General features: G+C 69.4%; 24 protein-coding genes and 1 pseudogene. 13 read left to right on the forward strand and 12 right to left on the reverse strand.

The genetic code is table 11. The features are described 5' to 3' along the window. From ABD154_RS13425 to mdlC, 4 genes and pseudogenes are all read right to left on the reverse strand, one after another. A pseudogene (locus ABD154_RS13425) lies at positions 1–1,135 on the reverse strand (PrpF domain-containing protein); the annotation flags it as partial. Beyond that, on the reverse strand, positions 1,132–2,382 hold the full coding sequence (locus ABD154_RS13430; RefSeq protein WP_211978117.1) for an MFS transporter: 1,251 nt from the start codon (positions 2,380–2,382) through the stop codon (positions 1,132–1,134). The gene ABD154_RS13430 and the pseudogene ABD154_RS13425, both read right to left, overlap by 4 nt. Before the next feature lie 32 nt (positions 2,383–2,414). Then, positions 2,415–3,878 carry a benzaldehyde dehydrogenase gene (locus tag ABD154_RS13435; protein ID WP_344251426.1) on the reverse strand — a complete coding sequence of 488 codons (1,464 nt, stop codon included), beginning with the start codon at positions 3,876–3,878 and terminating at the stop codon, positions 2,415–2,417. A 32-nt stretch (positions 3,879–3,910) separates the two neighbouring features. Beyond that, positions 3,911–5,491, reverse strand: coding sequence for a benzoylformate decarboxylase (gene mdlC, locus ABD154_RS13440; protein WP_344251427.1), 1,581 nt, complete (start codon positions 5,489–5,491; stop codon positions 3,911–3,913). Between the two features lie 133 nt (positions 5,492–5,624). Here mdlC and ABD154_RS13445 point away from each other — a divergent pair, with 133 nt between their 5' ends. Continuing rightward, complete coding sequence (locus tag ABD154_RS13445; RefSeq protein ID WP_137825165.1) at positions 5,625–6,398, forward strand: IclR family transcriptional regulator; 774 nt, start codon at positions 5,625–5,627, stop codon at positions 6,396–6,398. Between the two features lies 1 nt (position 6,399). Here ABD154_RS13445 and ABD154_RS13450 read toward each other — a convergent pair whose 3' ends face one another. Both ABD154_RS13450 and ABD154_RS13455 read right to left on the reverse strand, forming a co-directional pair. Further along, a complete protein-coding gene (locus ABD154_RS13450) occupies positions 6,400–6,663 on the reverse strand; it encodes a DUF2277 domain-containing protein (RefSeq protein WP_344251428.1) in 264 nt (87 codons plus the stop codon). A gap of 3 nt (positions 6,664–6,666) precedes the next feature. Then, a complete protein-coding gene (locus ABD154_RS13455; protein WP_344251429.1) occupies positions 6,667–7,227 on the reverse strand; it encodes a dihydrofolate reductase family protein in 561 nt (186 codons plus the stop codon). A 134-nt stretch (positions 7,228–7,361) separates the two neighbouring features. Here ABD154_RS13455 and ABD154_RS13460 point away from each other — a divergent pair, with 134 nt between their 5' ends. Next, positions 7,362–8,099, forward strand: a complete 738-nt coding sequence (locus ABD154_RS13460) for a GTP pyrophosphokinase (RefSeq protein WP_137825167.1) — start codon at positions 7,362–7,364, stop codon at positions 8,097–8,099. Positions 8,100–8,101: 2 nt separating this feature from the next. On the opposite strand, the gene ABD154_RS13465 is transcribed toward ABD154_RS13460, so the two are convergent. Genes ABD154_RS13465 through ABD154_RS13475 form a run of 3 tightly spaced genes read right to left on the reverse strand, consistent with a single transcriptional unit; the run spans position 8,102 to position 9,681 of the window. Next, positions 8,102–8,767, reverse strand: a complete 666-nt coding sequence (locus tag ABD154_RS13465; protein ID WP_344251430.1) for an SDR family oxidoreductase — start codon at positions 8,765–8,767, stop codon at positions 8,102–8,104. Between the two features lie 16 nt (positions 8,768–8,783). Continuing rightward, positions 8,784–9,137 (reverse strand): VOC family protein, encoded by a 354-nt coding sequence (locus tag ABD154_RS13470; protein WP_344251431.1) that lies wholly within the window; start codon positions 9,135–9,137, stop codon positions 8,784–8,786. Between the two features lie 10 nt (positions 9,138–9,147). Next, positions 9,148–9,681 carry an O-acetyl-ADP-ribose deacetylase gene (locus ABD154_RS13475; protein ID WP_344251432.1) on the reverse strand — a complete coding sequence of 178 codons (534 nt, stop codon included), beginning with the start codon at positions 9,679–9,681 and terminating at the stop codon, positions 9,148–9,150. Positions 9,682–9,709: 28 nt separating this feature from the next. On the opposite strand from ABD154_RS13475, the gene ABD154_RS13480 reads away from it, so the two are divergent. Next, a complete protein-coding gene (locus ABD154_RS13480) occupies positions 9,710–10,501 on the forward strand; it encodes a class II glutamine amidotransferase (RefSeq protein WP_344251433.1) in 792 nt (263 codons plus the stop codon). Between the two features lies 1 nt (position 10,502). Here the strand turns inward: ABD154_RS13480 and ABD154_RS13485 are convergent, their stop codons facing one another. Both ABD154_RS13485 and ABD154_RS13490 read right to left on the reverse strand, forming a co-directional pair. Beyond that, positions 10,503–10,727: a sulfurtransferase TusA family protein gene (locus tag ABD154_RS13485; RefSeq protein ID WP_211978126.1), complete on the reverse strand. Its 225-nt coding sequence runs from the start codon at positions 10,725–10,727 to the stop codon at positions 10,503–10,505. Next, complete coding sequence (locus ABD154_RS13490) at positions 10,724–11,779, reverse strand: YeeE/YedE family protein (RefSeq protein WP_344251434.1); 1,056 nt, start codon at positions 11,777–11,779, stop codon at positions 10,724–10,726. Before ABD154_RS13490 ends, ABD154_RS13485 begins: the two co-directional genes overlap by 4 nt. Before the next feature lie 271 nt (positions 11,780–12,050). Here ABD154_RS13490 and ABD154_RS13495 point away from each other — a divergent pair, with 271 nt between their 5' ends. From ABD154_RS13495 to pcaDC, 5 genes are read left to right on the forward strand one after another with little or no spacing between them, the layout of a single operon-like run. Further along, a complete protein-coding gene (locus ABD154_RS13495) occupies positions 12,051–13,247 on the forward strand; it encodes a 4-hydroxybenzoate 3-monooxygenase (RefSeq protein ID WP_344251435.1) in 1,197 nt (398 codons plus the stop codon). 17 nt (positions 13,248–13,264) lie between these two features. Then, positions 13,265–14,065, forward strand: a complete 801-nt coding sequence (gene pcaH / locus ABD154_RS13500) for a protocatechuate 3,4-dioxygenase subunit beta (RefSeq protein ID WP_344251436.1) — start codon at positions 13,265–13,267, stop codon at positions 14,063–14,065. After that, entirely contained in the window at positions 14,058–14,630 is a 573-nt protein-coding gene (pcaG, locus tag ABD154_RS13505) for a protocatechuate 3,4-dioxygenase subunit alpha (protein WP_344251437.1), read from the forward strand. The genes pcaH and pcaG overlap by 8 nt, the downstream gene beginning before the upstream one ends. A gap of 55 nt (positions 14,631–14,685) precedes the next feature. Continuing rightward, the gene (locus ABD154_RS13510; RefSeq protein WP_344251438.1) at positions 14,686–16,041 is read left to right on the forward strand and encodes a lyase family protein; all 1,356 of its coding nucleotides are present in this window, start codon (positions 14,686–14,688) and stop codon (positions 16,039–16,041) included. 14 nt (positions 16,042–16,055) lie between these two features. Then, on the forward strand, positions 16,056–17,348 hold the full coding sequence (gene pcaDC, locus ABD154_RS18045; protein ID WP_486303277.1) for a bifunctional 3-oxoadipate enol-lactonase/4-carboxymuconolactone decarboxylase PcaDC: 1,293 nt from the start codon (positions 16,056–16,058) through the stop codon (positions 17,346–17,348). Between the two features lie 10 nt (positions 17,349–17,358). Here the strand turns inward: pcaDC and ABD154_RS13525 are convergent, their stop codons facing one another. After that, on the reverse strand, positions 17,359–18,789 hold the full coding sequence (locus tag ABD154_RS13525) for an MFS transporter (protein ID WP_376904147.1): 1,431 nt from the start codon (positions 18,787–18,789) through the stop codon (positions 17,359–17,361). A gap of 151 nt (positions 18,790–18,940) precedes the next feature. On the opposite strand from ABD154_RS13525, the gene ABD154_RS13530 reads away from it, so the two are divergent. From ABD154_RS13530 to ABD154_RS13550, 5 genes are all read left to right on the forward strand, one after another. After that, the gene (locus ABD154_RS13530; protein ID WP_344251439.1) at positions 18,941–20,152 is read left to right on the forward strand and encodes an MFS transporter; all 1,212 of its coding nucleotides are present in this window, start codon (positions 18,941–18,943) and stop codon (positions 20,150–20,152) included. Positions 20,153–20,283: 131 nt separating this feature from the next. Continuing rightward, positions 20,284–21,720: an MFS transporter gene (locus tag ABD154_RS13535; protein WP_137825180.1), complete on the forward strand. Its 1,437-nt coding sequence runs from the start codon at positions 20,284–20,286 to the stop codon at positions 21,718–21,720. 242 nt (positions 21,721–21,962) lie between these two features. Beyond that, positions 21,963–22,793, forward strand: coding sequence for an ABC transporter substrate-binding protein (locus tag ABD154_RS13540; RefSeq protein ID WP_137825181.1), 831 nt, complete (start codon positions 21,963–21,965; stop codon positions 22,791–22,793). A gap of 134 nt (positions 22,794–22,927) precedes the next feature. After that, positions 22,928–23,719, forward strand: coding sequence for an amino acid ABC transporter permease (locus tag ABD154_RS13545; RefSeq protein WP_198500565.1), 792 nt, complete (start codon positions 22,928–22,930; stop codon positions 23,717–23,719). 6 nt (positions 23,720–23,725) lie between these two features. Continuing rightward, positions 23,726–24,508 (forward strand): amino acid ABC transporter ATP-binding protein, encoded by a 783-nt coding sequence (locus ABD154_RS13550; RefSeq protein ID WP_137825183.1) that lies wholly within the window; start codon positions 23,726–23,728, stop codon positions 24,506–24,508. Position 24,509: the final 1 nt, after the last annotated feature.

Below are 24,509 nucleotides of genomic sequence, written 5' to 3' on the forward strand. Positions count from 1 at the left end.
CCCACCTGACCGCGCATGAGCACGCGCGCGGTGCGGTAGAGCGAGGTGGCGGTGACCTCCCCGGTGGTCGTATCGCGCACCGCCGAGGCGGTGACGACCCCGGAGGGAGTGCCGAGCCGCACCTCCGGCCCGGAGCGCGGGTGCGCGCTGCGGGTGAGTATCCGGTGGGGAATCGTGTCGGGGACGAGCGCGGCCGCAGCCAGGCACATCGCCGCGGTGCCCGGCACCGCCCTGTGGGCCTGCCCCATGGAGATGACGCGCACGGGAAGGTCGGCGTCGGCGGCGGGGAGCCGCGTGCCGTCGAGGAGGCGCGTGTCGGCCTGCGCGTTGACGACGGCGACCTTGGGCACGACCTGCGGTGCGGTCTCCGGGGTCGGGCACAGTCCCATCCGCACCGCGGCGGCCCGGCGCAGCTCCTCGATGAGCCCCAGCGCCCGGGAGTCGGCGTCGATCTGCTCGGGTAGCTCGGTGCCCGTGAGCCCCACCGCCGTGCAGGGAACGATGACGAGCGGCAGCGTCGCATCGATGAGGGTGGCGTCGATGAGGAACCCGCCGGCGGTCAGCGAATCCGAGGTGTTTCCCGTCGGCAGGAGCGCACCCGTCCGGCTGCCGGCCGGATCGGGGTAGATGAGTTCGATGGGGGCGGACTTCCCGCTCACCCGGTGAGGACGAAGTCCCCGTCAACGGCGGCCTGTCCGTCCTCGACGGTGAGGCCGACGTCGACGAGCTGGCCCGTGTTGACGTTGAACAGGCGGAAGACATGCCACCCGTCTCCGGCGCTGATGAGCCCGGTGAGCAGAGCGAACGGGACGACCCCGGAGGAGAGATTGCCGCAGTTGCCCGAGTAGTCGACGGCCGCCTCGGCGATCTCCACCTGCGCGAACGTGTAGTCGAGGTCGACGCCGTCGCGGTCGGAGGCGGAGACGACCATGACCTTCGACAGGGAGGAGATGCCCCCGCCCATCCCGTCGAGCTGCCGACCGAAGGCATCGGGCGAGCCCATCGCCGAGGTGAAGATCCGGTCCCAGGCCGTCCGCTCCTCGCCGTCGCCGACCGGTGGCAGGTCCGCGGCGCGGAAGAAGAGGCCCTTGCTCGTGCCTCCGCGGACGAAGGCGGCGTCGATCCAGCGTGTCATGCCCTCAGGGTAGCGTTCCTCGTGTTGACCACCGAGGGCACGATCGCCATCGCGAGGAAGCCGAGGACGGCGACGAAGGCGAAGAGGTAGAAGCCCCAGGGGTAGGCGATGCCGGCGGCGACGAGGGTGCCGGTGATGAACGGTCCGACGATCGCGCCGATCCGGCCGACCGCCGAGGCCATGCCGAGCGCCGTGCCGCGCGCGGTCGCCGGGTAGATCGCCGAGACGAACGCGTAGATGAGGACCTGGGCGGAGAAGACGAAGACGCCGGTGATGAAGACGGCGAGGTTGAGCAGCAGCTGGCTCGTCATCGGGATGCTGAGGATCGCGAGGAAGACCGCGGCGAGGACGAACCAGAGGAGCACGACGGGTTTCGTCCCGTGCCGGTCGGCGAGCCACCCGGCGACGACGAGGCCGACGACGGCGCCGAGGTTGAGGACGAAGAGCATGACGAGGGAGTCGGAGACCTCGTATCCGGCGTCGGCCATGAGCTGCGGCAGCCACGTGTTGAGACCGTAGACGAGGAGGAGTCCCATGAAGCTCGCGGCCCACACGCCGATCGTCACGAGCGCGAACCTGCCGGTGAAGAGACCGCGCATCCCCGTCTTCGGCGCCGCCGTCTCCGTGCTCTGCTCCGAGCGGGCGGCGAGGAACGCCGTCGATTCCGGCAGCTTCCACCACAGCAGCGGCACCATGACGAGCCCCGCGACGCCACCGGCGATGAAGAGCAGATGCCAGTTGTGCGAGTAGAAGACCGCGAGCAGCGAGATCGCCACGGCGCCGGCGTGGTAGCCGGTCATCGTCAGCGTCGTCGCCTTGCCGGTCTTGCCCGAGCGGTTGTGCTCGCTGATGTAGGCGAGGCAGCTGGGCATGACCGCACCGAGCGCGAGACCGGCGATGAACCGGAACACCGTGAACAGCGCGACGTTGGGAGCGAAGGCGACGAGCAGGGTGAAGACGGAGAAGATGATCACGCACGCGATGATCGTCACCCGCCGGCCCACTCGGTCGACGATCGGCCCGACGACGGCCGCCCCGAGGCCGACGCCGACGAGGCTCATCGTCGCCACGAGCGTCGCCGCCTCGGGGGTGAAGCCGAGCGCCCGGGTGGCGAGCAGCTGCGGGATGACCGCCCCGAGGACGACGAGGTCGAAGCCCTCGAGGGCGACGGCGAGCCAGCAGAGGACGGCCGGCCAGCGGGTGTCCGCGGGAGTGGGGCGGGATGGTGCGGTGGGCGATGCGGACAACGCTGTCTCCGGTCTTGTGAAGGTGTCGGTGGTCAGAAGGGGTACGGTGCGATCTGCGAGCGCATCGTGATCCACTGGACCTCGGTGAAGGACTCGATGTTGGCCTCGGCGCCGCCGATGCGGGAGCCGTTGCCCGAGTCCTTCGTGCCGCCGAAGGGGACGTCCCCTTCATCGGCGATGGTCTGCTCGTTGATGTGGATCTTGCCCGAGTCGATGTGATCGGCGAGATCGATCGCGGTGCCGAGGTCGCCGAGGATGCTCACCGACAGCCCGTACTCGCTGTCGTTGACGATGTCCGCGGCCTCCTCGAGCGTGGAGAACCGTCCCACGGGGGCGACGGGACCGAAGATCTCCTGCGTCCACGCGGGGTTGGTCGGCGAGAGGTCGGCGAGCACCGTCGCCGGGACGAACGGGCCTTCGCCGACGCCGCCGGTGACGAGGCGGGCGCCGTCGGCCTGAGCCTTCTCGATGATGTCGCGCACGTGCGTCTGCTGCTTCTCGTCGATGATCGGCCCCAGGGCGACCTCCTCGGTGCTCGGGTCGCCGACGGGCAGCTTCGCGGCGTGCTCGGCCAGTGCTGCGACGTAGTCGTCGTAGATGCTGTCGTGGACGAGGTGACGACCGGTGGTCATGCAGATCTGACCCTGGTGGAACCACGATCCGAAGGCGCCCGCCGAGGCGGCTGCCTCGAGATCGGCGCCGGGGAGGACGATGAGGGCGTTGTTGCCGCCGAGCTCGAGGTGGCAGCGCTTGAGGAGGCGGCCGGCGTTCTCGCCGACGATCCGTCCCGCCGCGGTCGACCCGGTGAACGAGATGACCGAGACCTCGGGGGCCGCGATGAGGGCTTCGCCGACGTCGCCGCCGCCGGGCAGGACCTGGAGGACGCCCTCGGGCAGCCCCGCCTCGGCGAAGATCTTCGCCAGAGTGACGCCTCCGGACACCGCGGTGCGCGGATCCGGCTTGAGGATCACGGCGTTGCCGAGGGCGAGCGCGGGGGCGACGGAGCGGATGGAGAGGATGAGCGGGAAGTTGAACGGGGCGATGACGGTGACCACGCCCGCGGGCACGCGGCGGGAGAACGACCAGTGGGGTTCGTCCGAGGGCAGGACCTGCCCCTTCGGGTGGGTCGGCAGCGCGGCGGAGTCGTAGCAGGTGGCCGCCGCATAGTCGGTCTCGAAGGTGGCCTTCGCCGCGATCGCACCGGATTCGCGCATGATCCACGTGTTGATCTCCGCGGCGTGCTGGGTCCACAGCTCACCGGCGCGGCGCATCACCGCCGCCCGTTCCGTCGGTTTCGTCTTCGCCCAGTCGCGCTGCGCGGCGGCCGCCCGTCGTGCCGCCTCAACGGCATCGTCGGACGAGGCCATGCCGATCCGGGCGAGGGTCTCACCGGTGGCGGGTTCGACGACGGGGATCGGGTCGGCCGACCCGTCGACCCAGTCGCCGGTGAAGATCCGGCCGTTCCAGTCGGTGCCGAGGAAGGTCTCAGTGCTCATTGCGGTGTCTCCTTGGGGTTGTGGTGGGGGTGTCAAGGGGTGGTCTTCTCGGTGTCGATCTCGATGAGGGTGGGCCGGCCGGCACCGTGGGCTTCGGTGAGGAGCTCGGCGAGATGGGCGGTCGAGTCCGCGTGGACGGCGGTCATGCCGTAGCCCCGGGCGATCGAGACGAAGTCGACGTCGCCGAGGTCGAGCCCGGGCACCGTGCCCGCGTCGAGCATGTCCGCGAACCACACGAGCGCCCCGTACGTGGAGTTGCGGAGGACGACGATGGTCACGGGGATGCCCTCCTCGACGGCGGTGCGCAGGGCGGCGATCGAGTAGTGGGCGGAGCCGTCGCCGATGATCGCGACGACGGGTCGGCGAGCATCGGCGAGCGCGACGCCCATCGAAGCGGGCAGACCCCACCCGAGACCGCCGGAGGCGGGGAAGAAGTACGACCCGGACTCGCGGAGGTCCATCTGCGCCCAGAACGCGGAGTTCGTCGACGTCGATTCGACGACGTAGCGGGAGTCGACCGGCATCGTCTCCCGCAGGGTCGCGAAGACCTCCTCGGGGTGGAGGGTGCCCGGTGTCGCCGAGGCGGTCGCGGGCTCGATCTCCGGCTCCCACGTCCGCGGGGTGCCGGGGGCGGGGGCGGCCTCGGCGAGCGCGACGAGAGCGGCGACGGGGTCGGTGACGAGCGCATCGCCGAAGGGGGCGCGCTCGGCGGCGTCCGGGTCGTCGCCGATCTGGACGAGATGCGTCGTCTCCGGCAGGTACTCTCCCGGCTGCCATTGGTGGTAGCGGAAGACGGGGGCGCCGATGACGAGGGCGAGGTCGTGGGCGCCGAGGATCTCCCCGATCGGGCCGATCGCCGCCGGCAGCACTCCGCGGAAGAGCGGATGCTGGTTGGGGAAGGGCATGCGCGGCAGGGACGGGGCGGCCCATACGGGAAGGTCGTGCGCCTCGGCGAGGGCGATCGCGGCCGCCCACGCCTCCGGGGTGTCGACGTCGGGGCCGAGGACGAGGACCGCGGCCTCGGCTGCGCCCAGCCGGTCGCGGAGGTCGGCGATGACGGCCGGGTCGGGGGCCGAACCGGGGGTCACGGTGCGCGAGAGCTGGCCGACGACGCTCTCTTCGACCTCGGCGTCCCAGTCGTCGTAGGGCACGGAGAGGTAGACGGGACCGCGCTGGGAGGCGAGCACGGATTCGGAGAACGCGCGGGGCACATCGGCGGCCGCGAGCGGTTCGAGGGAGCGGTGGACGAGGGGTCTGGCGAGCATCGTGGCGTCGACGTTGGCGAGCATGACCTCGGGGCCGACCATGCTGCGCACCTGCTGGCCTGCGGTGACGACGAGCTTGGAGCGGGAGATCGCGGCGTTCGTCAGGGCGCCGAGGCCGTTGCCCGACCCCGAGGCGGCGTGGAGGTTGACGAGCGTGGGACGGTCGGTGACCTGGGAGTAGCCGTCGGCCATGGCGACGACGGCGGCCTCCTGGAGCCCGAGGATGTAGCGGGCGCTGAGGTCTTTGAGGAACGGCAGCTCATTCGATCCGGGATTGCCGAAGAGGACGGTCATACCGTGGAATGCCATGAGGTCGTGGACTGCCTGCCGGACCGTGAATGCTGCCATGGACGATGCTCTCCTTCGAGACGGACGGTGGGGACGCCCCGCCGATAATCGCCACGCTAGTGAGCGGCGACACGTCTGGCTACGGTTATTCCATTCATTGGGACGCACAGGTTCGCGCGGCTACGATGCTGGTATGGCGAACTCACCTTCGGGCGACTCGATGATCGATCGGCTCGTTCGCGTCCTCGGGGCCTTCGACCCCGACCACCCGAGCCTGACCACCGAAGAGCTCGCCGGCCGCGCCCAGCTGCCGAAGTCGACGGCGTACCGCCTCATCAACGACATGATGTCCCACGACCTCCTGCAGCGGGATCCGAGCGGGCGGGTGCGGATCGGGGTGGGGATGTGGGAGCTGTCGAACCGCGCCTCCGACGCCGTCGAGCTCGCGTCCCTGGCGCGGCCGCACATGATCGCCGTCCACGACTTCGTCGGGGAGAACACGCAGCTGGGCATCCTCCGGGAGCGGGAGGTCCTCTTCATCGAGCGGATGTCGAAGCCCATGGCCGTCATCAACCGCTCGCGCACAGCCGGTCGACTGCCCGCGCACGCCTCCTCGTGCGGACTCGTCCTCCTCGCGCATGCGCCCCGGCACGTGCGCGAGGCGTATCTGCGGGGTGCGCTCACGGCGTTCACGGAGCGCACGACGACGGATCCGACGGTGCTGCGGCGGATGCTCCAGACGATCCGGACCTATCACTGCGCCGAACTCGTCGGTCACATCGACGACGGCACGACGGGTGTGGCCGTGCCCGTCTTCGACGGCAGCGGGCTGACGATCGCGGGCCTCGGCGTCGTCGTCGACTCCGAGCGCAACGTCGGGATGCCGGCGATCATGCAGGCGCTGCGGGCCGCCTCGGCGGGGATCACTCAGGACCTCATCAGCCAGGGCCGGTCGGTCACGGACTAGCTCATGCTCGCGCGGCGTAGCGGGCGCGGCGCTTCTCGGCCTCGACCTCGCGATCCTTCGGCGGTGCGGTCGTCACGAGGGAGTCGAGGAGGTGTTGCGTGATGTGGGCGATCTCCTCGACGGCGGCGTCGAAGGCCTCGGCATTGGCCTTCGAGGGCTTCGTCGTCCCCGCGATCTTGCGCACATACTGGAGGGCTGCGGCGTGAACCTCGTCGCTCGTGGCCGCGGGCTCGAAATTGTGGAGGGTTCGGATGTTCCGGCACATGGCTCAACGGTACGCCGCCGACCGCCGCGGACGATAGGTCCGGCCGCAGCTGCGGGCGTTCGCCGCATCGATCGCGACGAGCTCCCAGTCGATGCGACGGCCGCCGGGGACGTCGAAGATCCGCGTGCCGTCGCCGAGGAAGACCGGGGCGACGAAGACCTGAAGCTCATCGATGAGATCGGCCTCGAGCGCCTGCCGGGCGATGTCGGCGCTGATGATCTGGATGTCGCCGTCCCCGGCGAGGGCCTGGGCGCGGTCGATCGCCTCGGTGATCGAGCAGTCGAGCGCGATGACGGAATCGTCGCCGGCCAGCTCCGCGGGGCGGTGGGTGAGGATGATCTCGGTGCCCGACCATGCTCCGCCGTACGGTTCGGCCGTCAACTCGTCGCGGCTGTCGGCCTGCGCCTTTGCCGCATCGTAGCCCCGCCTGCCGGAGATGATGACGGCGACCTCGGAGGCCATGCTCTCGGTGGTGCCCTCGGCGAACTCGGCCGTCGAGAGCCACGACATGTCGTGTCCGGGACCGGCGATGAACCCGTCGAGCGAGCATGCCACTGTTCCCATCACTCCCCCCTTGAGTGCTTGCAGAATGCAATTGCTTGGTGTGCTCAGTCAACCACACATCCGGCGCCGGGAGAACCCCCGACGTAGACTGAGCCTGACCACCGCCGAGGTGGTTCCGAACCCCAGGAGAATCGATGGTCGTCCCCGGCGAGCCCGCCGAGCCGCTCACCCCCGCCCAGGCGGAGAAGGTCCAGCGGCTGCGCACGGACTTCTCGCGCCTGCTCATGCATCACCGGTTCGCGATCGACGAGGTGCTCACGAAGGTCTCGATCCTCCGCGAGGAGTTCCTCACCCTGCATCGCTACAACCCGATCGAGCACATCAGCTCGCGGGTGAAGACCCCGCGCAGCCTGCTCGAGAAGATCACCCGGCGCGGTCTGCCGCTCGACATCGACGTCATCCGCACGGCGATCACCGACATCGCCGGCATCCGCATCACGTGCAGCTTCATCGCCGACACCTACCGGGTGCTCGAGACCCTGACCTCGCAGAACGACATCCGGGTCATCGAGATCAAGGACTACATCGCCCATCCGAAGCCCAACGGCTACAAGAGCCTCCACGCGATCCTGGAGATCCCGATCTTCCTCTCCGACGGTCCGGTGCCGATCATCTGCGAGGTCCAGGTGAGGACGATCGCGATGGACTTCTGGGCGAGCCTCGAGCACAAGATCCACTACAAGTACGCAGGCGACGTACCCGACCGCCTCGTCGCCGAACTCACCCGCGCCGCCGCCGTCGCCGGTGAGCTCGACCTCAAGATGGAGCAGCTCCACAACGAGGTCCGCGACGCCGATGCCACCGACCACGGCAACGACCTCGACGCCGAGCTCCTCCGCCTGCTGTGGAACCTCAGCCGCGACGAGGAGTGAGGTCAGAACCGGGCGGAGAATCCGCCGTCGGTGCTGATGAGCTGCCCGGAGACCCAGCGACCGGCAGGTGAGAGCAGGAACGCGACGATGCCGGCGATGTCGGCCGGCGTGCCGAGGCGACCGAGCGGCTGGGCCGGGAGCAGAGCGGCCCGCAAGTCCTCGTCCATCCACCCGGTGTCGATGGGGCCGGGGTTGACGACGTTCGCCGAGATTCCCCGCGGTCCCAGTTCTCTCGCTGCGGAGATGACGATGCGGTCGAGCGCCCCCTTCGACGCCCCGTAGGGCAGGTTGCCGGTGACGTGGTCGCTCGTGAACGCGACGACCGCTCCGCCGTCAGGGCCGATCTGCCGGGCGAAGGCGGCGATGAGGAGGAGGCTCGCCCGGGCGTTGACGGCGACATGTCGGTCGAAGCTCTCCGCCGTCGTGTCGAGGATGCCCGATTCGACGCCGTGGGCATGGCTGAGGACGAGGGCGTCGAGGGTGCCGTGCTCGGCGGTCACCGCCGCGATGAGCGCCTCGGGACCCGTCGGCGTCGACAGGTCGCAGGGCTGGTCGGTGCCGTCGAGGTCGCTGGTGACGACGTCCCAGCCGTCGGCTTCGAGTCGCGGCACGATGCCGGCGGCGATGCTGTCGGGTCGGGCGGCACCGGTGATGAGCGCAAGGGGCATGGTTCGAGGGTAGTGCCTACTCCCGGTGGGCGACGATGTTGAAGACGTTGCCGTCGGGTGCCCGGACGAAGAAGCGCCGCACGCCCCACTCCTCGTCGGTGAGCGGGTGGACGATGTCGAACCCGCGATCGACCGCCTCGGCGTAGGCGGCGTCGACGTCGTCGACCTTGATCGAGACGGCCGCGTCGACCGGTGCGGTCGCGTCCGCGGTGACGACCTGGAGGTGCGCGCCCGTCTCGGGCGAGGTGAACCGGGCGACCCAGCCGAGGTTGAACTCCTCGGTCGCCAGCCCGAGGTAGGACGTGTAGAAGTCGCGCGCGGCGGCGATGTCGGCGACCGGCAGATCGGCGATGATGCTGTGGACTCTCATGGCTCCCCTTTCACCACTGATCGTGGTCGAAGACCTGGCAGAAGACGCTCGTCATCGCGTCGCTGAAGAGGACGAACTGGACCTCGGTGATCGTCTCCCAGCGCCCGCGGGCCCGCCCGTCGACGATGACGGCATGCGCCGCCTCGGCGACATCCCGCGGCGACCAGCCGTAGACCCCGCCGCCGATCGCCGGGAACGCCACCGAGGCGGCCCCGACCTCCTCGGCGACGTTGAGGCTCGATTCGAACGCCGACTCGAGGACCTCCGGGTCGGCCTCCCCGGCGTTCCGGTTCGGGCCGACGGTGTGGATGACCCACCGCGCCGGCAGCTCCCCCGCCTCGGTGGCCACGGCCTGGCCTGGGGGAAGACCGCGCGGCAGACTCGTCCGCCGCAGCTCCCTCGTCGCCTCGAGGAGAGCGGGTCCCGCCGCGCGGTGGATCGCCCCGTCGACGCCGCCTCCGCCGAGGAGACTCGAGTTCGCGGCGTTGACGATCGCGTCGACGCGCACCTCGGTGATATCGCCTTCGAGTACCGTGATCTTCATGGAGCGAGTCTAGTCAGGACGGTGGCGAATGTGCAGGCTTCTCGGATTCATCTCGCCGACCCCGGTGAGCGCGGCCGGACTGATCGGCCGCGCCCAGTGCCGGCAGTGGCAGGACCTCGGCCGACTCCACGACGACGGGTGGGGCACGGCGTGGATCGATCCGGCCACCGAGGCGCTCGACCGGTTCCGCACGCCCCACGAAGGCACGAACGACCCCCGTCTCACCGCGGCGCTCGACGATGCGGCGGCGCGCGGGCGGATCGTCCACCTGCGGATGGCGACGACGGGGATGGCCGACCTCGTCGAGAACACGCACCCGTTCCTCGCCGACGGCGTCGCGCTCGCACACAACGGGTCGATCCACCCGGTCGAGCAGCTGCGGGCGCAGGTCACCGAAGCCGAGATCGCGCGCATCGGCGGCACGACGGATTCGGCCCTCCTCTTCGCCCTCATCCTCCGGCGGGTCGATACCGGCGCCCCGCTCCTCGAGGCCGTCGTCGAGACGGTGCGCGAGATCCGCGCGGAGTTCGACCACCCGGGCATCAACCTGCTCGTCCTCACCCGGACCGGGCTCATCGTCGTCCATGCCACGCTCGGCACCGAGGTGCCCTATGCGAGCTTCGACACCAGTCAGACCGGCGGTCGGCTCCCGCTCGACCACCGCAGCCACTACTACCGGATGAGCTGGCAGCGCTTCGCGGACGGGGCGACGATCGTCACGAGCTCGGGACTCAGCCACACCGGGTGGAGCCGGATCGAGCAGAACACCGCGATGCGCCTGACCGTCGCCGACGGCGCGGAGACGATCGTGCGGCTGTGACCTACGCCTTCTGGACGGTGATCGTCCACGAGGCGTCGCCGGTCCGATCGAAGTGCGTGACCGGGTAGCCGTTCTCCGCCGCCCACTGGGGAATCGCCTCGGTGGCCTGGGTGCAGTCGAAGTTGATGACGAGTTCGTCACCGACGCTCAAGCCGCTGATCGCGTCCTTGGCCTCGACGAGGGGGAAGGGGCAGACGAGCCCGTTGGTCTCGAGGATCTGTTTCATGCTGTCCCGCTTCCTGCGGGCACCGGGGTGCTCGCTGCGCTGCGTGGTCTGATGGTGGCCTTCGCGGCGATGACGGCGCCGACGATCATGAAGAACGTCGCGACCCAGCCCTGGTATTCGAACTGTGCGGTCGAGACCATGGCGTTGCCGACGGTGCAGCCGCCGGCGATCGCCGCGCCGATGCCCATCCCGACGCCGCCGGCGATCGCCTTGAGCAGCGTCTCACGGTCGGGCACGCGGATCCGGAACTCCCCGGAGGCCTTCGCGGCGATGAACGAGCCGACGAGGATGCCGATGACGAGCATGACTCCCCAGTCGACGAGGGTGACGTCCCCGGTCGCGAAGTAGGTGACGAGGTTCGCCGAGGGGGTCGTGATGCCGAGCCCGGAGTTGCGTCCCGTCGCCGCCGACAGCGGCCAGGCGAGGGTGGCGATGACGCCGATGATCGCGGCCGTGGCGAACGGGTTCCACCGCTTCTCGAAGAGGAGGTGGGCCAGTCCGGTCCGCCGCGGGGGAAGCGTGGCCACCGGGGTGGTGAGCTTGCGGTTGTGGCGGATCGTCAGCCACACGGCGACGCCGGAGAGTGCGATCGCGAAGACCCACGGGCTCAGCCCGGTCGTCGCACTCAGGGTGCCGTCGGGGACGGTGATCGACCGCAGCCCTTCGGTGAGTCCCGCGGCCGGCCCGGTCTTCATGATCGCGGCGGTCAGGGCGAAGAAGATCAGCGCCATCCAACTGCCGACGAGTCCTTCGCCGACCCGGTAGTACGTGCCCGTGGCGCAGCCCCCGGCAAGGATCATCGAGGCCCCGAAGATCAGTCCGCCGAGGATGGAGGCCAGCCATGGGAACGCCGACTGCTCGAGGGTGATGATCCCGAGCGAGCTGAAGGAGGCGAGGCCGATCGCATGGACGGCGATGACGACGATGAGCGCGGAGAACCACCGGGTGTTGCCGGTGAGCGTGAGATCGCGGAAGGCGCCGGTGACGCAGAAGCGTCCGCGCTGCAGGACGAATCCGAGCAGCAGCCCGACGACGAGACCGGTGATGATCATGGATGGCCTTCCTGCCGATGTGCACCGGGGACCGTCCTGCGATGACGGGGCCCAGGTGTTGAGCATTGCAGTGCAGAACAGGCGATCCCAACCCGAGCGAGTTCGGCAAACACTAGCCCGCACCGCCCACTATTGTTGAGCAATCACTCTCGCCGCGTCAATGCCGCGTCATGTGTCGTCACCCACGGACGCCGTTGAATGAGAAAGTTGTCGCGCCGGTTTCGTGGTGCGGAGCACACTGAGGTGAACCCTGACAGGCAAGGAGGCCTCAGTGCCAGATCTCCACACCGATGTCGCGATCGTCGGCGCAGGACCCGCGGGCCTCATGCTCGCCCATCTCCTGCACGTCGCCGGCATCGATTCCGTCGTCGTCGACAATCGCAGCCATGACGACATCGCGACGACCCATCGCGCCGGCATCCTCGAGGCAGCCTCGGTGCGGATGCTCGAGACCCCGGGCATCGACTCCCGCGTCCACACCGCAGGCCATCGCCACGACGGCATCGACATCCGCGTCGACGGGGTCAGCCACCCTCTCGACTTCCCGGACCTCGTCGGCGAATCCGTGTGGCTCTACCCGCAGAACGAGATCTACGTCGACCTCGCCGCCGCCCGCGCCCGCACCGGACGACCGACGTTCCACGCGGTGACCGACACCCGCCTCGACGCCGTCGAATCGCAGTCCCCGCAGGTGCGCGCCGTCACCGACGACGGTGAGCCGCTCACCGTCACCGCCCGGTACGTCGTCGGCGCCGACGGCTCCCGCGGCCCCTCCCGGGCATCGATCCCCGAGACCACGCGCAGGCGGTTCTTCCACGAGTACCCGTTCGCATGGTTCGGGATCCTCTGTGAGGCGCCGCCGAGCCACGAGGTCCTCATCTACTCCCGCTCCGCACGCGGCTTCGCCCTGATCTCCCAGCGCAGCGACACCGTCCAGCGGATGTACTTCCAGGCCCCACCCGACACCGAGGTCGCCGACTGGTCCGACGACCGCATCTGGACCGAACTCCAGGCCCGCGTCGAGGGCCCCGACGGCTTCGCGCTCCGGACCGGTCCGATCATCGACAAGACGGTTCTGCCGTTCCGCTCGGCCGTGACCGAGCCGATGCAGCACGGCTCCCTCTTCCTCGCCGGCGACAGCGCCCACACCGTCCCCCCGACCGGGGCGAAGGGCCTCAACCTCGCCTTCGCCGACGTCGCGGTGCTCGCCCCCGCCCTCGTGCGCGCCCTGCAGGACTCCGACGCCGAGGCGCTCGCCCGGTACTCGGCGACCGCGACGAAGCGCGTCTGGAAGGCCCAGAACTTCTCGTACCAGATGACGAGGATGCTCCACACCGACCCCACCGCGGATCCCTTCGAAGCCCGCCGCAGCCTCGGCGAGCTCGATTCGATCCTCACCTCCGACCACGGCCGCCGGTACCTGGCCGAGTGCTACACCGGCTGGCCGCACACCACCACCATCCCCTGAAGAAGAGAGGTCAGACCATGAGCGCACAGAAGCTCTCCGGTCCCGACGACGCCGCCGAATCGCAGGCGACGCTGAGCGCGGAGATCAACGAGATCGGCCGCGAGTACGAAGACGCCGTGGCAGCCGGCGCCCCGGTCGAGACGCAGCCGCGACTCGACTACCCGCCCTACCGGTCCTCGCTGCTGCGGCACCCGACGAAGGATCCCCGCCACACCGACCCGGAGACGATCGAGCTGTACTCCCCGGCGTTCGGCCACCGGGACATCGGCACCCTCGAATCGGATCTGACGATCCAGGCCGGCGGGGAGCCGATCGGCGAGCGCATCCGCGTCACCGGCCGGGTCCTCGACGGCAACGGCCGGCCGGTCGCCGGTCAGCTCGTCGAGATCTGGCAGGCGAACTCCGCCGGCCGCTACATCCACAAACGCGACCAGCACCCGGCCCCCATCGACCCGAACTTCACCGGGGTCGGGCGCACCCTGACGGGACCGGACGGATCGTACTCGTTCACGACGATCAAACCCGGTCCCTACCCGTGGAAGAACCACCACAATGCGTGGCGGCCGGCCCACATCCACTTCTCGCTCTTCGGCACCGAGTTCACGCAGCGGATGGTCACGCAGATGTACTTCCCCGGTGACCCGCTCTTCGCCCTCGACCCGATCTTCCAGTCGATCACCGACGAGAAGGCGCGCGAGCGCCTCGTGGCCACCTACGACCACGACATCACCGAACACGAATTCCTCATGGGCTACTCGTGGGACATCGTCCTCACGGGAGCCGAGCGGACCTGGATGGAAGAGGACGACGATGCCTGAGACCGAGTACACCGCCACCCCCGGCCAGACCGTGGGACCCTTCTACGGCTACGCCCTGCCCTACCCGGGCGACAGCGCGCTCGTCCCGCCGGCAGCGGCCAACGCCGTGCAGCTGGCCGGAGTCGTCTACGACGGCGCGGGGGTGCCCGTGCCCGATGCGATCCTCGAGATCTGGCAGCCGGACGAGACCGGCACGGTCTCCCGGGCGACGGGGTCGCTGCGCCGTGACGGCTTCACGTTCACCGGGTTCGGGCGCGCCGCCTGCGACCCCGAGGGCCGGTTCAGCTTCTCGACCGTCGTCCCCGGCCCCACCGAGGCGGGCAAGGCCGCCTTCATCAGCGTCGTCGTCTTCGCCCGCGGCCTGCTCAACCGGCTCTTCACCCGGGTCTACATCCCCGGTGACGCCGAGGCGCTGGCCGCCGATCCGCTGCTGTCCTCCCTCGACCCGGCCGAGCGGGAGCGTCTCATCGCGACCCGGGAGGCTGACGGGACGCTGCGTTTCGACATACGGTTGCAGGGAGAGGACGAGACCCCGTTCCTCCGGTTCCCCGGCCACACCGACTGAGATGGCCGTCGACCGAGACTGAGACGACACCGACTGAGACGACAGAGGAGACTGCATGAGCCGCACCCGGCTGCTCTTCGCCCCCGGCGATCTTCGCGGCGCCGACAGCGTCGACGATGCGGCGCTCGTCGGGGCGATCGGCGAGGTTGAGAGCGCGTGGGTGACCGCGCAGGCGGCGGCCGGTCTCGTCTCCGCGGAGACGCGGACCGCGGTCACCGGGGCCGTCGATGCCGTGACGTGGGACCTCCAGGCCGATGCGGAGGCGCTGGCAGGCCTGGCCGCCGACGCCGAATCCGGCGGCAATCCCGTCATCCCGTTCCTCACCCGGGTGCGCGCCCGCCTCACTCCCGAGGCGGGCCGTGCCCTCCACCGGGGGCTGACGAGCCAGGATGTCATGGACTCCGCGCTCGGCCTCCTCGTCACCCGCACGATCGCCGAGACCCGGGCGCGTCTCGACGTCATCACCGAGGCGCTCCGCTCCCTCTCCGAGGCCCATGCCGACACCCTGTGCCTGGCCCGCACCCTCACCCAGCCGGCGCTGCCGACGACGTTCGGTCTGCGGGTTGCGACGTGGGCGGCGGAGGTCGCCGAGGTCGCCGCTCTCACGCCCCGCAGCGACGCCGTCCAGGTCGGCGGGGCCGCCGGCACGCGCGCGGCGATCCGGGAGTTCGCCGGGGACCGCACCGAGGCGCTGCTGCGGGAGTTCGAGGTCCAGCTGCGCGGACCCGACGCCGCCCTCTCCCCCACCCCCGTTCCCTGGCACACCGACCGGGTCCGCGTCCTGACCTGGGCGACCCATTTCACCCAGTGCGTGGGTGTGGGCTCCTCGATCGCGCGCAACGTCCTCATCGGCACCCGCCCCGAGGTCGGGGAACTCGCCCTCGCCGCGACCGGCGGCTCCTCGGCGATGCCGCAGAAGACCAACCCGACCGTCGCCGTCCTCCTCCACCGCAACGGCATGCGCGCCCCGGGCCTGCTCGCCACGGTCGCGACGACCGGCGCCGCGGCCGTCGAGGAGCGCTCCGACGGCGCCTGGCATGCCGAATGGCCGGCCCTGTCCGCGCTCATGGTCCTCGCCCTGTCCTCCCTGGCCCTCCTCGAGGAGATGGCCACCGGACTGAGCGCCCGCCCCGAGGCGATGCGCCGCAACCTCGACGCCGCCGGTCCCGGCATCTACGGCGAGAAGCTCACGATCGTCTTCGGCGACCGCCTGTCGAAGGACGCGATCACGGAGATCCTCTCCGGTTCCGGCGACCCCGCCGAGCGCCTCGGCGCCGCCCTCTCCGCGACCCCCGGGCCGGTCCCCGACCCCGCGGAGCTGGAGGGATTCTTCGCACCGTCGTCCTACCTCGGCGAGGCCGAGGGCATCCGGGAGACGATCATCCGCACGACCGACCCGACCACCCCCTGACGAAAGCGACCACCGTGGAACTCACCGCCTCAGTCCTCACGACCCCGACCGCCCCCGTTGCCCGGGTCGTCATCGCCCTGCCCTCGCTCGGCACCTCGGTGGGCGCGCTGTGGCAGCAGGCGGCGAGCGCCCTGGCCGACATCGCCCCCGACACCGCGGTCATCGGCATCGACCTGCCCGGTCACGGTCGCTCCCCCGCCCTCGACGTGGGGGCCGGAGCGTCGCGCTCGGAGGTTCCCCGGGTCTCGATGGCCGATCTCGCCGAGGCGGTGCTCACGACAGTCGACCGTGTCCTTCCCGATGTCGTCGGCGACTCGGAGGTGGCCGTGTCGCTGGCCGGGGACTCGATCGGCGGTGCCATCGCCCTCCAGCTCGCCCTCGATCATCCGGAGCGGTTCGAACGGGCGGCGGTGTTCTGCACCGGGGCGAAGATCGGCGAAGCCCCGGGCTGGGAGGAGCGCGCGGAGACCGTCGCGATCTCCGGAACCCCGACGCAGGTCATCGGATCGGCCGAACGGTGGTTCGGCCCCGGATTCATGGAACGCGAACCCGAGGCCTCGGCGGCACTCCTCCATTCCCTCCAGGATGCCGACCGCTTCTCCTACGCCGCGCTCTGCTACACGCTCGCCGACTTCGACATCCGGGGGCGCCTGTCCGAGATCGGCCTGCCGCTGCTCGCCGTCGCCGGTGAGCACGACACTCCGACCCCGCCGACGAAGCTCGCCGAGATCGCCAATGCCGTCCCCGGTGCGCTCCTCGAGATCATCGAGGGAGCCGCCCACCTCGTCCCGATCGAGGCGCCCGTCGTCACCGCGGGACTCCTCTCCGACTTCCTCGCCGGCCGCGGCACGAGCGGGACAGAGACCGGGGCGGCTGCCGATGTGCCCCGGCCGACAGCCTCGGGACCGCGTGACGCCGACCGCGACGCCGTGTGGGAGGCGGGGATGGGAGTGCGCCGCGAGGTCCTCTCCGATGCCCACGTCGACCGGGCGAACGCCGCGATCACGGACTTCACCGCCGACTTCCAAGACCTCATCACCCGCTTCGCGTGGGGTGAGATCTGGACGCGGCCGGGCCTCGACCGGCGGATGCGCTCGGCGATCACGCTCACGGCGATGATCGCCGGTGGACACGAGGCGGAACTGAAGATGCACGTCAAGGCCGCGCTGCGCAACGGGCTCAGCCGCGACGAGGTCAAGGAGATCCTCCTCCAGTCCGCGATCTACTGCTCGGTGCCCTCGGCCAACACCGCCTTCGCCGTCGCCGCAGAGGCTCTCGCCGAGGTCGACGCCGACGGTCTCGACTGACCCGGCGCGCTCAGGCGCCGTCCGCGGCGGCGCCATCCTTGGCCGCGCCGTCCTTGGCCGCACCGTCCTTGGCCGCACCGTCCTTGGCCGCGACCTCGAGGTACTGGGCTGAGAGCATCCGGTAGGCGCGGGTGCCGAAGGCGGCGAGAGCGAGGACGATCGAGACGATGCCCGTCCACAGGAAGACGAGCGCGATGCCGCGCACGTCCCCCTCGCCGAGCAGCCAGCCCCAGCGGTCGGCGCCCGCATCGGTGCGCATGTACGGGATGACCCAGAACTCCGCGATCGGGGCGATGAGGAACGCGGTGATCGGCGCCGAGGCCGCCTCGAACGTCATGGCGAAGCCGAACACGCGGCCCTGCTGACGGAACGGCACGACCCGCTGGATGACCGTCTGCTCGGCGGCCTCGATGACCGGCAGCATGAGGAAGAAGCCCCACAGTCCGAGGCCGTAGAGGAGCCAGGACTCGCGCAGTGCGAAGACCGCGCCGAGCAGTCCGATGAGGCAGCAGAAGAGGAGCATCGTGCGGATCGGGTTGCGCCCGAGACCGAACTTCGCGACGAGTCCGCCGCCGATCATGAACCCGGTCGAGACCACGGCCAGGGCGATGCCCCAGGCCTGAGCGGACCCGAAGACCTCGATCCCGTAGGGGTCGGTGAGCGCCATGTAGACGCCGCCGACGAGGTTGTTGAGCGTCGTGAAGAGCACGAGCGCGAAGAGCCCGGGGGCGGCGAGGACCGCGGCGAGGCCGCCGCGGATGTCGACCCAGCCCGGCTGCCCCGCGGAGGCGACGATGACCGGCTCGGGGATCCGCAGGGTGAGGAGGTGGAGGAGGGAGAGGCCGATGAGGACGACGGCGATGGCGATCGACCAGCCCATCCCGAGGAACCCGACGGCGAGTCCGCTGAAGACGCTCGTGACGAGGAAGCCGAGCCCCTGGACGGTGCCGACGAGGCCGTTCGCGTTGGCGCGCTTGGGCCCGGGCACGAGCAGGGACACGGTCGTCGACAGGGCGATGCCGCGCAGCTGCTCGACGACGGCCCCGGCGAGCATGACGATGCTGAAGATCCAGAACCACGGTCCGCCGATGTCGAGGAGGATCGCATTCGGCACCGCCAGGTAGATGAGCCCGGTGACGGCGAAGAGGACGAGCGTGCCGGCCGTGGCGACGACCATGACCCGAAGCTTGCGGAACCGGTCGACGACGGTGCCGAAGAACATCGAGAAGAGAGCGACGAGGAGCATGTACGCCCCGCCGATGACCCCGGTGGCGAGCACCGATCGGGTCTCGAGGTAGACCCAGAAGGTCAGGGCGAACCAGAGGAAGCTCGTCGTGACGTTGGCGATGGCAGTGTTGACGAGGACATGGAGGAACGTCCGCTGTCCGCCCGGCGGCGGTTCGGGGTCAGCCGCATGGGGATCGTCGCTCATCACCGTCATGTCTCTCACAGTAGCCCGGCGCACTGACATGGGACCGATCACATTGTGACGGCGCGGACTACCGGTGCCCGGTCGCGGGCACTAGGCTGGTGCGGTTGCCGCGGCCGCCCTGCCGTCGGTGAGAATCCGCACCCCATCCCAGAGGACAGCCATGAGCGATGCGCCCGTGCCCCGCCGGACCTACAAATTCGCCGTCTTCGCCCTCGCGATCGGCGCGTTCGGGATCGGCGTCACAGAGTTCGCCACGATGGGTCTCCTCCCGCAGATCGCCGCCGAGCTGCGCATCACCGTCCCGCAGGCCGGGCATGCGGTGTCCCTCTACGCCCTCGGCGTCGTCGTCGGCGCCCCGCTCATCACGACGATCGCCGCGCACATGGACCGCAAGCTCCTGCTCCTGTGCCTCATGGGACTCTTCGCCCTCGGCAATGTCGCCTCGATGCTCGCGCCGAATGCGGCGCTGTTCAACATCGCCCGCTTCGTCAGCGGCCTCCCCCACGGCGCCTACCTCGGCATCGGCGCGATCGTCGCGGCCTCGCTCGTGCCGGTGGGCCGCCGCGGCCGGGCGATGGCGAGGGTCATGCTCGGTCTGACGATCGCGAACATCGTCGGCGTGCCCGTCGCCGCGGCCCTCGGCAACGCCTTCGGCTGGCGCAGCGCCTATGCGCTCGTCGCCGCGCTCGGCATCCTCACCGTCATCATGGTCGCCATCGCAGTGCCCACGGTGAGACTCTCCCAAGCACCCTCGGCCCGCGGGGAGATGAAAGCCCTGGCGCGGCCGCAGATCATCCTCACGCTGCTCGCCGGTTCGATCGGCTTCGGCGGCATGTTCGCCGTCTACACCTACATCACCCCGACGATGACCGAGGTCGCCCATGTCCCGGAGACCGCGATCCCGTGGGTGCTCGCCGTCTACGGTCTCGGCATGACGGCGGGTTCGCTCATCGCCGGTCCGCTCGTCGACAAGTCGATCGAACGGTCGGGCACCGGCGGCATGATCCTCTCCGCTCTCGTCCTCGCCGCGTTCGGGGCGTTCACGGAGAACGCCGCGGTCGCGATCGTCGCGCTCTTCTTCATCGGCATCGCAGGGTCCATGATCACGACCTCTCTGCAGATGCGGCTGCTGCGCGATTCGACCGACGCCCCGAGTCTCTCGGCGGCGATGAACCACGCGGCGTTCAATCTCGCCAACGCCCTCGGCGCGTGGCTCGGCGGCATCGTCATCACCGCCGGTCTCGGCTATCGGGCACCCGCGTGGGTGGGGGTGGGCCTGTGCATCGCCGGTCTCATCGTGCTGACGATCGCGATCGTCCTGCGCCGGAAGGGCCCGGCCGCGTCGTCGAGCCGGACGACGCTCGACCTGTGATCCTCCGCGCCCCGGCCGGCGATCTCAATTTCTGAGACACAGGCTGTGCGCCTGCTGAGACGAGCGTAGTGTCGGTCCGTCCACACGAGCACGACTGCCCGTCTTCACCACCACAGCGGAGCACAGAGAACATGTCCACCGAAACACAGCCGGACGGCGCGCCCGCGCAGTCCGCAGCCGAGTCCGAGGCGATCGCGGCGACGAGGAAGAACAACACGCGCGGCAAGGTGCTGAGCGCCTCGATGGTCGGCACGACCATCGAGTTCTTCGACTTCTACGCCTACGCGACGGCGTCCTCACTCGTCTTCCCCGCCCTCTTCTTCCCCAACCAGACCTCGACGACGCAGCTGCTGAGCTCGTTCGCGATCTTCGGCGTCGCCTTCGTCGCCCGCCCCGTCGGGTCGATCATCTTCGGTCACTTCGGCGACCGCATCGGCCGGAAGAAGACGCTCATCGCGTCCCTGCTCATCATGGGCATCGGCACGTTCCTCATCGGCCTCCTCCCCACCGCCGAGACCCCCGGCTGGGTCGTCCTCGCCCCGCTCCTCCTCGTCCTCCTCCGCTTCTCCCAGGGCGTGGGCCTCGGCGGCGAATGGTCGGGCGCGGCGCTGCTGGCGACGGAGAACGCGCCCAAGGGCAAGCGCGCGATCTGGGGAACATTCCCGCAGCTCGGCGCGCCCGTCGGGTTCATCCTCGCCAACCTCCTCTTCGTCGGCCTCAACTCGTGGCTCTCGCCCGAGGCGTTCCTCGCGTGGGGCTGGCGGATCCCGTTCCTCCTCTCGGCCCTCCTCGTCGCCGTCGGCCTCTACGTCCGGCTCTCGCTCATGGAGACCCCGGCGTTCCAACTCGTCGAGCAGCGCCAGCAGATCTCCCGGGCCCCGATCGGCCGCGTCTTCACCGGCAGCTGGCTGCCGTTGCTGCTCGGCACGTTCATCATGCTCGCGACCTACGTCATCTTCTACTTCATGACCGCGTTCACGCTCACGTACGGCACGTCCCCGGCGACGGTGGAGCAGGCGGAGACCGCCGCCGAGGCGGCCGGCAAGCCCTTCGATCCCGCGGGCTTCGTCGCGGGGCTCGGTTATGAGAAGAACGAGTTCCTCACCTACCTCATCATCGGCGTCGTGTTCTTCGGCATCTTCACCGTCGTCTCCGGACCGCTCGCGGAGAAGCTCGGACGCCGGAAGATGCTCATGGGCGTCACGGTGCTCATCGCCGTCTACGGGCTCGCCGTCAACGTGCTCTTCAACGCGGGCACCGTCGGCGTCGTCGCCGCCCTCATCATCGGCTTCACCCTCATGGGTCTGACGTTCGGGCCGATGGCCGCGTACCTGCCCGAGCTCTTCCCCGCCAACGTCCGCTACACGGGTTCGGCGGTGTCGTACAACATGGCCAGCGTCATCGGCGCCGGTCCCGCACCGTTCGCGATGGTCGCGCTGTGGCAGGCCGAGGGAGGCACGATCTTCTGGTGCGGCCTCTACATCGTCGCCGCCGCGTTCCTCACGTTCGTCGCGCTCTACTTCGCGAAGGAGACCGCGGACCTCGACATCGAGGCCGAACTGAGCTGAGTCCCGACCCAGCCGAACGCAGAGCTGAACTCAGCAGAGCAACAGCCAACGCCGAGGTGGACCCGCAGGTCCGCCTCGGCGCTTCGTGCAACGGTTTGGCAACGACCACCTCGGCGAGGGCCGACGAAACATCGATGTGACACAGGACACGGTACGATTCCTCACAGATGCCGCTCAGAATTCGGTTGCTGAGCGGCGCACATGCGTGTGACATCGCCGTCACCGACGATCTGGGAGGATCCATGAAACGACGCTTGACCATGGCCGCCGTGGCCGCTGGCGCTCTCTTCGCCCTGTCCGCATGCGGAGGTGGAGGATCGGGTTCGGAACCGACGGCCGAGGGCGGGGTTCCCCTCGTCAGCGAAGGACAGCTCACCGTCTGCTCCGACATTCCCTACGAGCCGTTCGAGTTCGTCGAGAACGGCGAGAACGTCGGCTTCGACATCGACCTCGCCCAGGGCCTGGCCGACGACCTCGGCGTCGAGCTCAACGTCATCACGACCGCCTTCGAGGCCATCCAGTCCGGGTCGGCGCTCGACACCGCTCAGTGCGACATCGCCCTGTCGGGCATGTCGATCACGGAGGACCGGAAGACGAAGATGGACTTCTCCGCGCCGTACCTCAAGGACAACCTCGGGCTCATGGCGACGAAGGAGTCCGGCATCAAGGGAATCGCCGACGTCAAGGGCAAGGAGGTCGGCGTGCAGCAGGCGACGACCGGTGAGACCTATGCCCAGGACAACGGCGCCACACCCGTCCAGTTCGAGGATTCGGGGCTGATGACCCAGGCGATCCAGACCGGTCAGGTCGATTCGGTGATCGGCAACATCTCCATCATCTCCACCGCCGTCGCCGCTGACGACAACCTCGTCTTCGTCGAGGAGTACGACACCGGCGAGGTCCTCGGCGCCGCGGTGAAGAAGGGCAATCAGCCGATGCTCGACGCCTTCGGCACGACGATGCAGCGCCTCTACTCCGACGGCGCCTACGACGCCGCCGTCGACAAGTGGTTCGGCGACGTCGCCGATGCCGCGCGGATCCCCGAAGCGGATCGGGCGGCGACGACTCCCTGACGTCCGTCCACGAGGCCCGGTCGGCGTGATGCCGGCCGGGCCTCGGCAGGTTCCCGTTCACCGACACCGCATGCGGCCCACCCCGCCGGATGCATGAGGGCTCCTCACATCGGGCCCAGAATTCTGGAGGCACTTTGGCTCTCAGCGTGCGCCAGCGCGAGCGAACATCCCGCGGCATCCAATACGGCATCCTCATCGTCGCCGTCCTTCTCGCCGTCTTCCTCGCCGACTGGCAGACGATCTACCTCAAGTTCTTCAATCCCGACGTGATCGCGGCGCAGTTCCCCGAGATCATCACGACTGCGCTCGTCAACACGATCATCTACACGGCGCTCGGGTTCGTGCTCGCGCTGTCGCTCGGGATCCTCCTCGCGCTGATGAAGATCTCGTCGGTCGCTCCCTACCGGTGGATCGCGACGGCCTACATCGAGCTCTTCCGCGGCGTGCCCGCCCTTCTCGTCTTCCTCGCGTTCGGCTATGCGGTGCCCTACGCGTTCGGCATCCGGATGGACACCTATGTCACAGTGATGCTCGCGCTCGGCATCGTCGAGTCCGCCTACATCGCCGAGACGATCCGCGCCGGGCTCCAGGCCGTGCCGAAGGGCCAGTACGAGGCGGCGCGGTCGCTGGGCATGTCCCACACGCGGGCGATGGTCACGATCGTCATCCCGCAGGCGTTCCGCATCATCCTGCCGCCGCTGACGAACGAGATCATCCTCATGACGAAGGATTCCTCGCTCATCTACATCCTCGGACTCACCGCCTCCCAGTACGAGCTGACGAAGTTCGGCAGAGAGGCGATCTCCAATCCGGAGGCGGGGCTGACACCGCTCGTCGTCGCCGGTGTCTGCTATCTCGTCATCACGGTCCCGTTGGGGATCCTCGCCCGGCGCTTCGAGTCGCGCACCGCCAAGATCAAGAAGTAGGACGATATGTCGATTGCATCGAAACCGACCGAGGACATCCACGCCGAAGGGTGCACGATCACCGGCCTGCACAAGTCCTACGACGATGTCGAGGTGCTCAAGGGCATCGATCTCGACGTCAAGCCGGGTCAGGTGGTCTGCCTCATCGGACCCTCAGGATCCGGGAAGTCGACCCTGCTGCGCTGCGTCAATCTGCTCGAGCAGCCCAACGCCGGGACGATCACCGTCGCGGGCTACGACGCGACGGACCCCGATGTGGAGATCAACAGTCTGCGCCGGCATGTCGGCATGGTGTTCCAGGCATTCAACCTCTTCCCGCACCTGACGGTCATGGACAACTGCACGATCTCGCAGCGCCGGGTGCTCAAGAGGGGCAGGGCGGAAGCGGAGCGGATCGCCCTCGACCGCCTCGCACAGGTGGGGTTGGAGGGCTTCGCCGAGCGCTACCCCGATCAGCTCTCCGGCGGCCAGCAGCAGCGCGTCGCGATCGCCCGCGCGCTCGCGATGGACCCCAACCTCATGCTCTTCGACGAACCGACCTCGGCGCTCGACCCGGAGACCGTGGGCGATGTCCTTCAGGTCATGCGTCGCCTCGCCGAGGCGGGGATGACGATGGTCGTCGTCACCCACGAGATGGAGTTCGCCCGCCAGGTCGCCGATCGTGTCGTCTTCATGGACGGCGGGGTCGTCGTCGAGGAGGGCCCGGCCAGGGACGTCATCGGCAATCCGCAGGAGCAGCGGACGAAGGACTTCCTCTCTCGCGTCCTCCACCCGGGACAGCTGGAGTAGC

It is taken from the genome of Brevibacterium sanguinis (assembly GCF_039528855.1).
Classification (GTDB): Bacteria; Actinomycetota; Actinomycetes; order Actinomycetales; family Brevibacteriaceae; genus Brevibacterium; species Brevibacterium sanguinis.

Excerpts from the sequence above, each read along its gene's own strand:
- ABD154_RS13480 (WP_344251433.1), top strand. The coding sequence starts at position 9,710 with ATGTGCAGGCTTCTCGGATTCATCTCGCCGACCCCGGTGAGCGCGGCC.
- ABD154_RS13460 (WP_137825167.1), top strand. The coding sequence starts at position 7,362 with ATGGTCGTCCCCGGCGAGCCCGCCGAGCCGCTCACCCCCGCCCAGGCG.
- ABD154_RS13550 (WP_137825183.1), top strand. The coding sequence starts at position 23,726 with ATGTCGATTGCATCGAAACCGACCGAGGACATCCACGCCGAAGGGTGC.
- ABD154_RS13525 (WP_376904147.1), bottom strand. The coding sequence starts at position 18,789 with ATGACGGTGATGAGCGACGATCCCCATGCGGCTGACCCCGAACCGCCG.
- ABD154_RS13485 (WP_211978126.1), bottom strand. The coding sequence starts at position 10,727 with ATGAAACAGATCCTCGAGACCAACGGGCTCGTCTGCCCCTTCCCCCTC.
- ABD154_RS13470 (WP_344251431.1), bottom strand. The coding sequence starts at position 9,137 with ATGAGAGTCCACAGCATCATCGCCGATCTGCCGGTCGCCGACATCGCC.
- ABD154_RS13435 (WP_344251426.1), bottom strand. The coding sequence starts at position 3,878 with ATGAGCACTGAGACCTTCCTCGGCACCGACTGGAACGGCCGGATCTTC.
- pcaH (WP_344251436.1), top strand. The coding sequence starts at position 13,265 with ATGAGCGCACAGAAGCTCTCCGGTCCCGACGACGCCGCCGAATCGCAG.
- ABD154_RS13475 (WP_344251432.1), bottom strand. The coding sequence starts at position 9,681 with ATGAAGATCACGGTACTCGAAGGCGATATCACCGAGGTGCGCGTCGAC.
- ABD154_RS13510 (WP_344251438.1), top strand. The coding sequence starts at position 14,686 with ATGAGCCGCACCCGGCTGCTCTTCGCCCCCGGCGATCTTCGCGGCGCC.
- ABD154_RS13490 (WP_344251434.1), bottom strand. The coding sequence starts at position 11,779 with ATGATCATCACCGGTCTCGTCGTCGGGCTGCTGCTCGGATTCGTCCTG.
- ABD154_RS13450 (WP_344251428.1), bottom strand. The coding sequence starts at position 6,663 with ATGTGCCGGAACATCCGAACCCTCCACAATTTCGAGCCCGCGGCCACG.
- ABD154_RS13455 (WP_344251429.1), bottom strand. The coding sequence starts at position 7,227 with ATGGGAACAGTGGCATGCTCGCTCGACGGGTTCATCGCCGGTCCCGGA.
- pcaG (WP_344251437.1), top strand. The coding sequence starts at position 14,058 with ATGCCTGAGACCGAGTACACCGCCACCCCCGGCCAGACCGTGGGACCC.
- ABD154_RS13465 (WP_344251430.1), bottom strand. The coding sequence starts at position 8,767 with ATGCCCCTTGCGCTCATCACCGGTGCCGCCCGACCCGACAGCATCGCC.
- ABD154_RS13445 (WP_137825165.1), top strand. The coding sequence starts at position 5,625 with ATGGCGAACTCACCTTCGGGCGACTCGATGATCGATCGGCTCGTTCGC.
- ABD154_RS13535 (WP_137825180.1), top strand. The coding sequence starts at position 20,284 with ATGTCCACCGAAACACAGCCGGACGGCGCGCCCGCGCAGTCCGCAGCC.
- mdlC (WP_344251427.1), bottom strand. The coding sequence starts at position 5,491 with ATGGCAGCATTCACGGTCCGGCAGGCAGTCCACGACCTCATGGCATTC.
- ABD154_RS13540 (WP_137825181.1), top strand. The coding sequence starts at position 21,963 with ATGAAACGACGCTTGACCATGGCCGCCGTGGCCGCTGGCGCTCTCTTC.
- ABD154_RS13530 (WP_344251439.1), top strand. The coding sequence starts at position 18,941 with ATGAGCGATGCGCCCGTGCCCCGCCGGACCTACAAATTCGCCGTCTTC.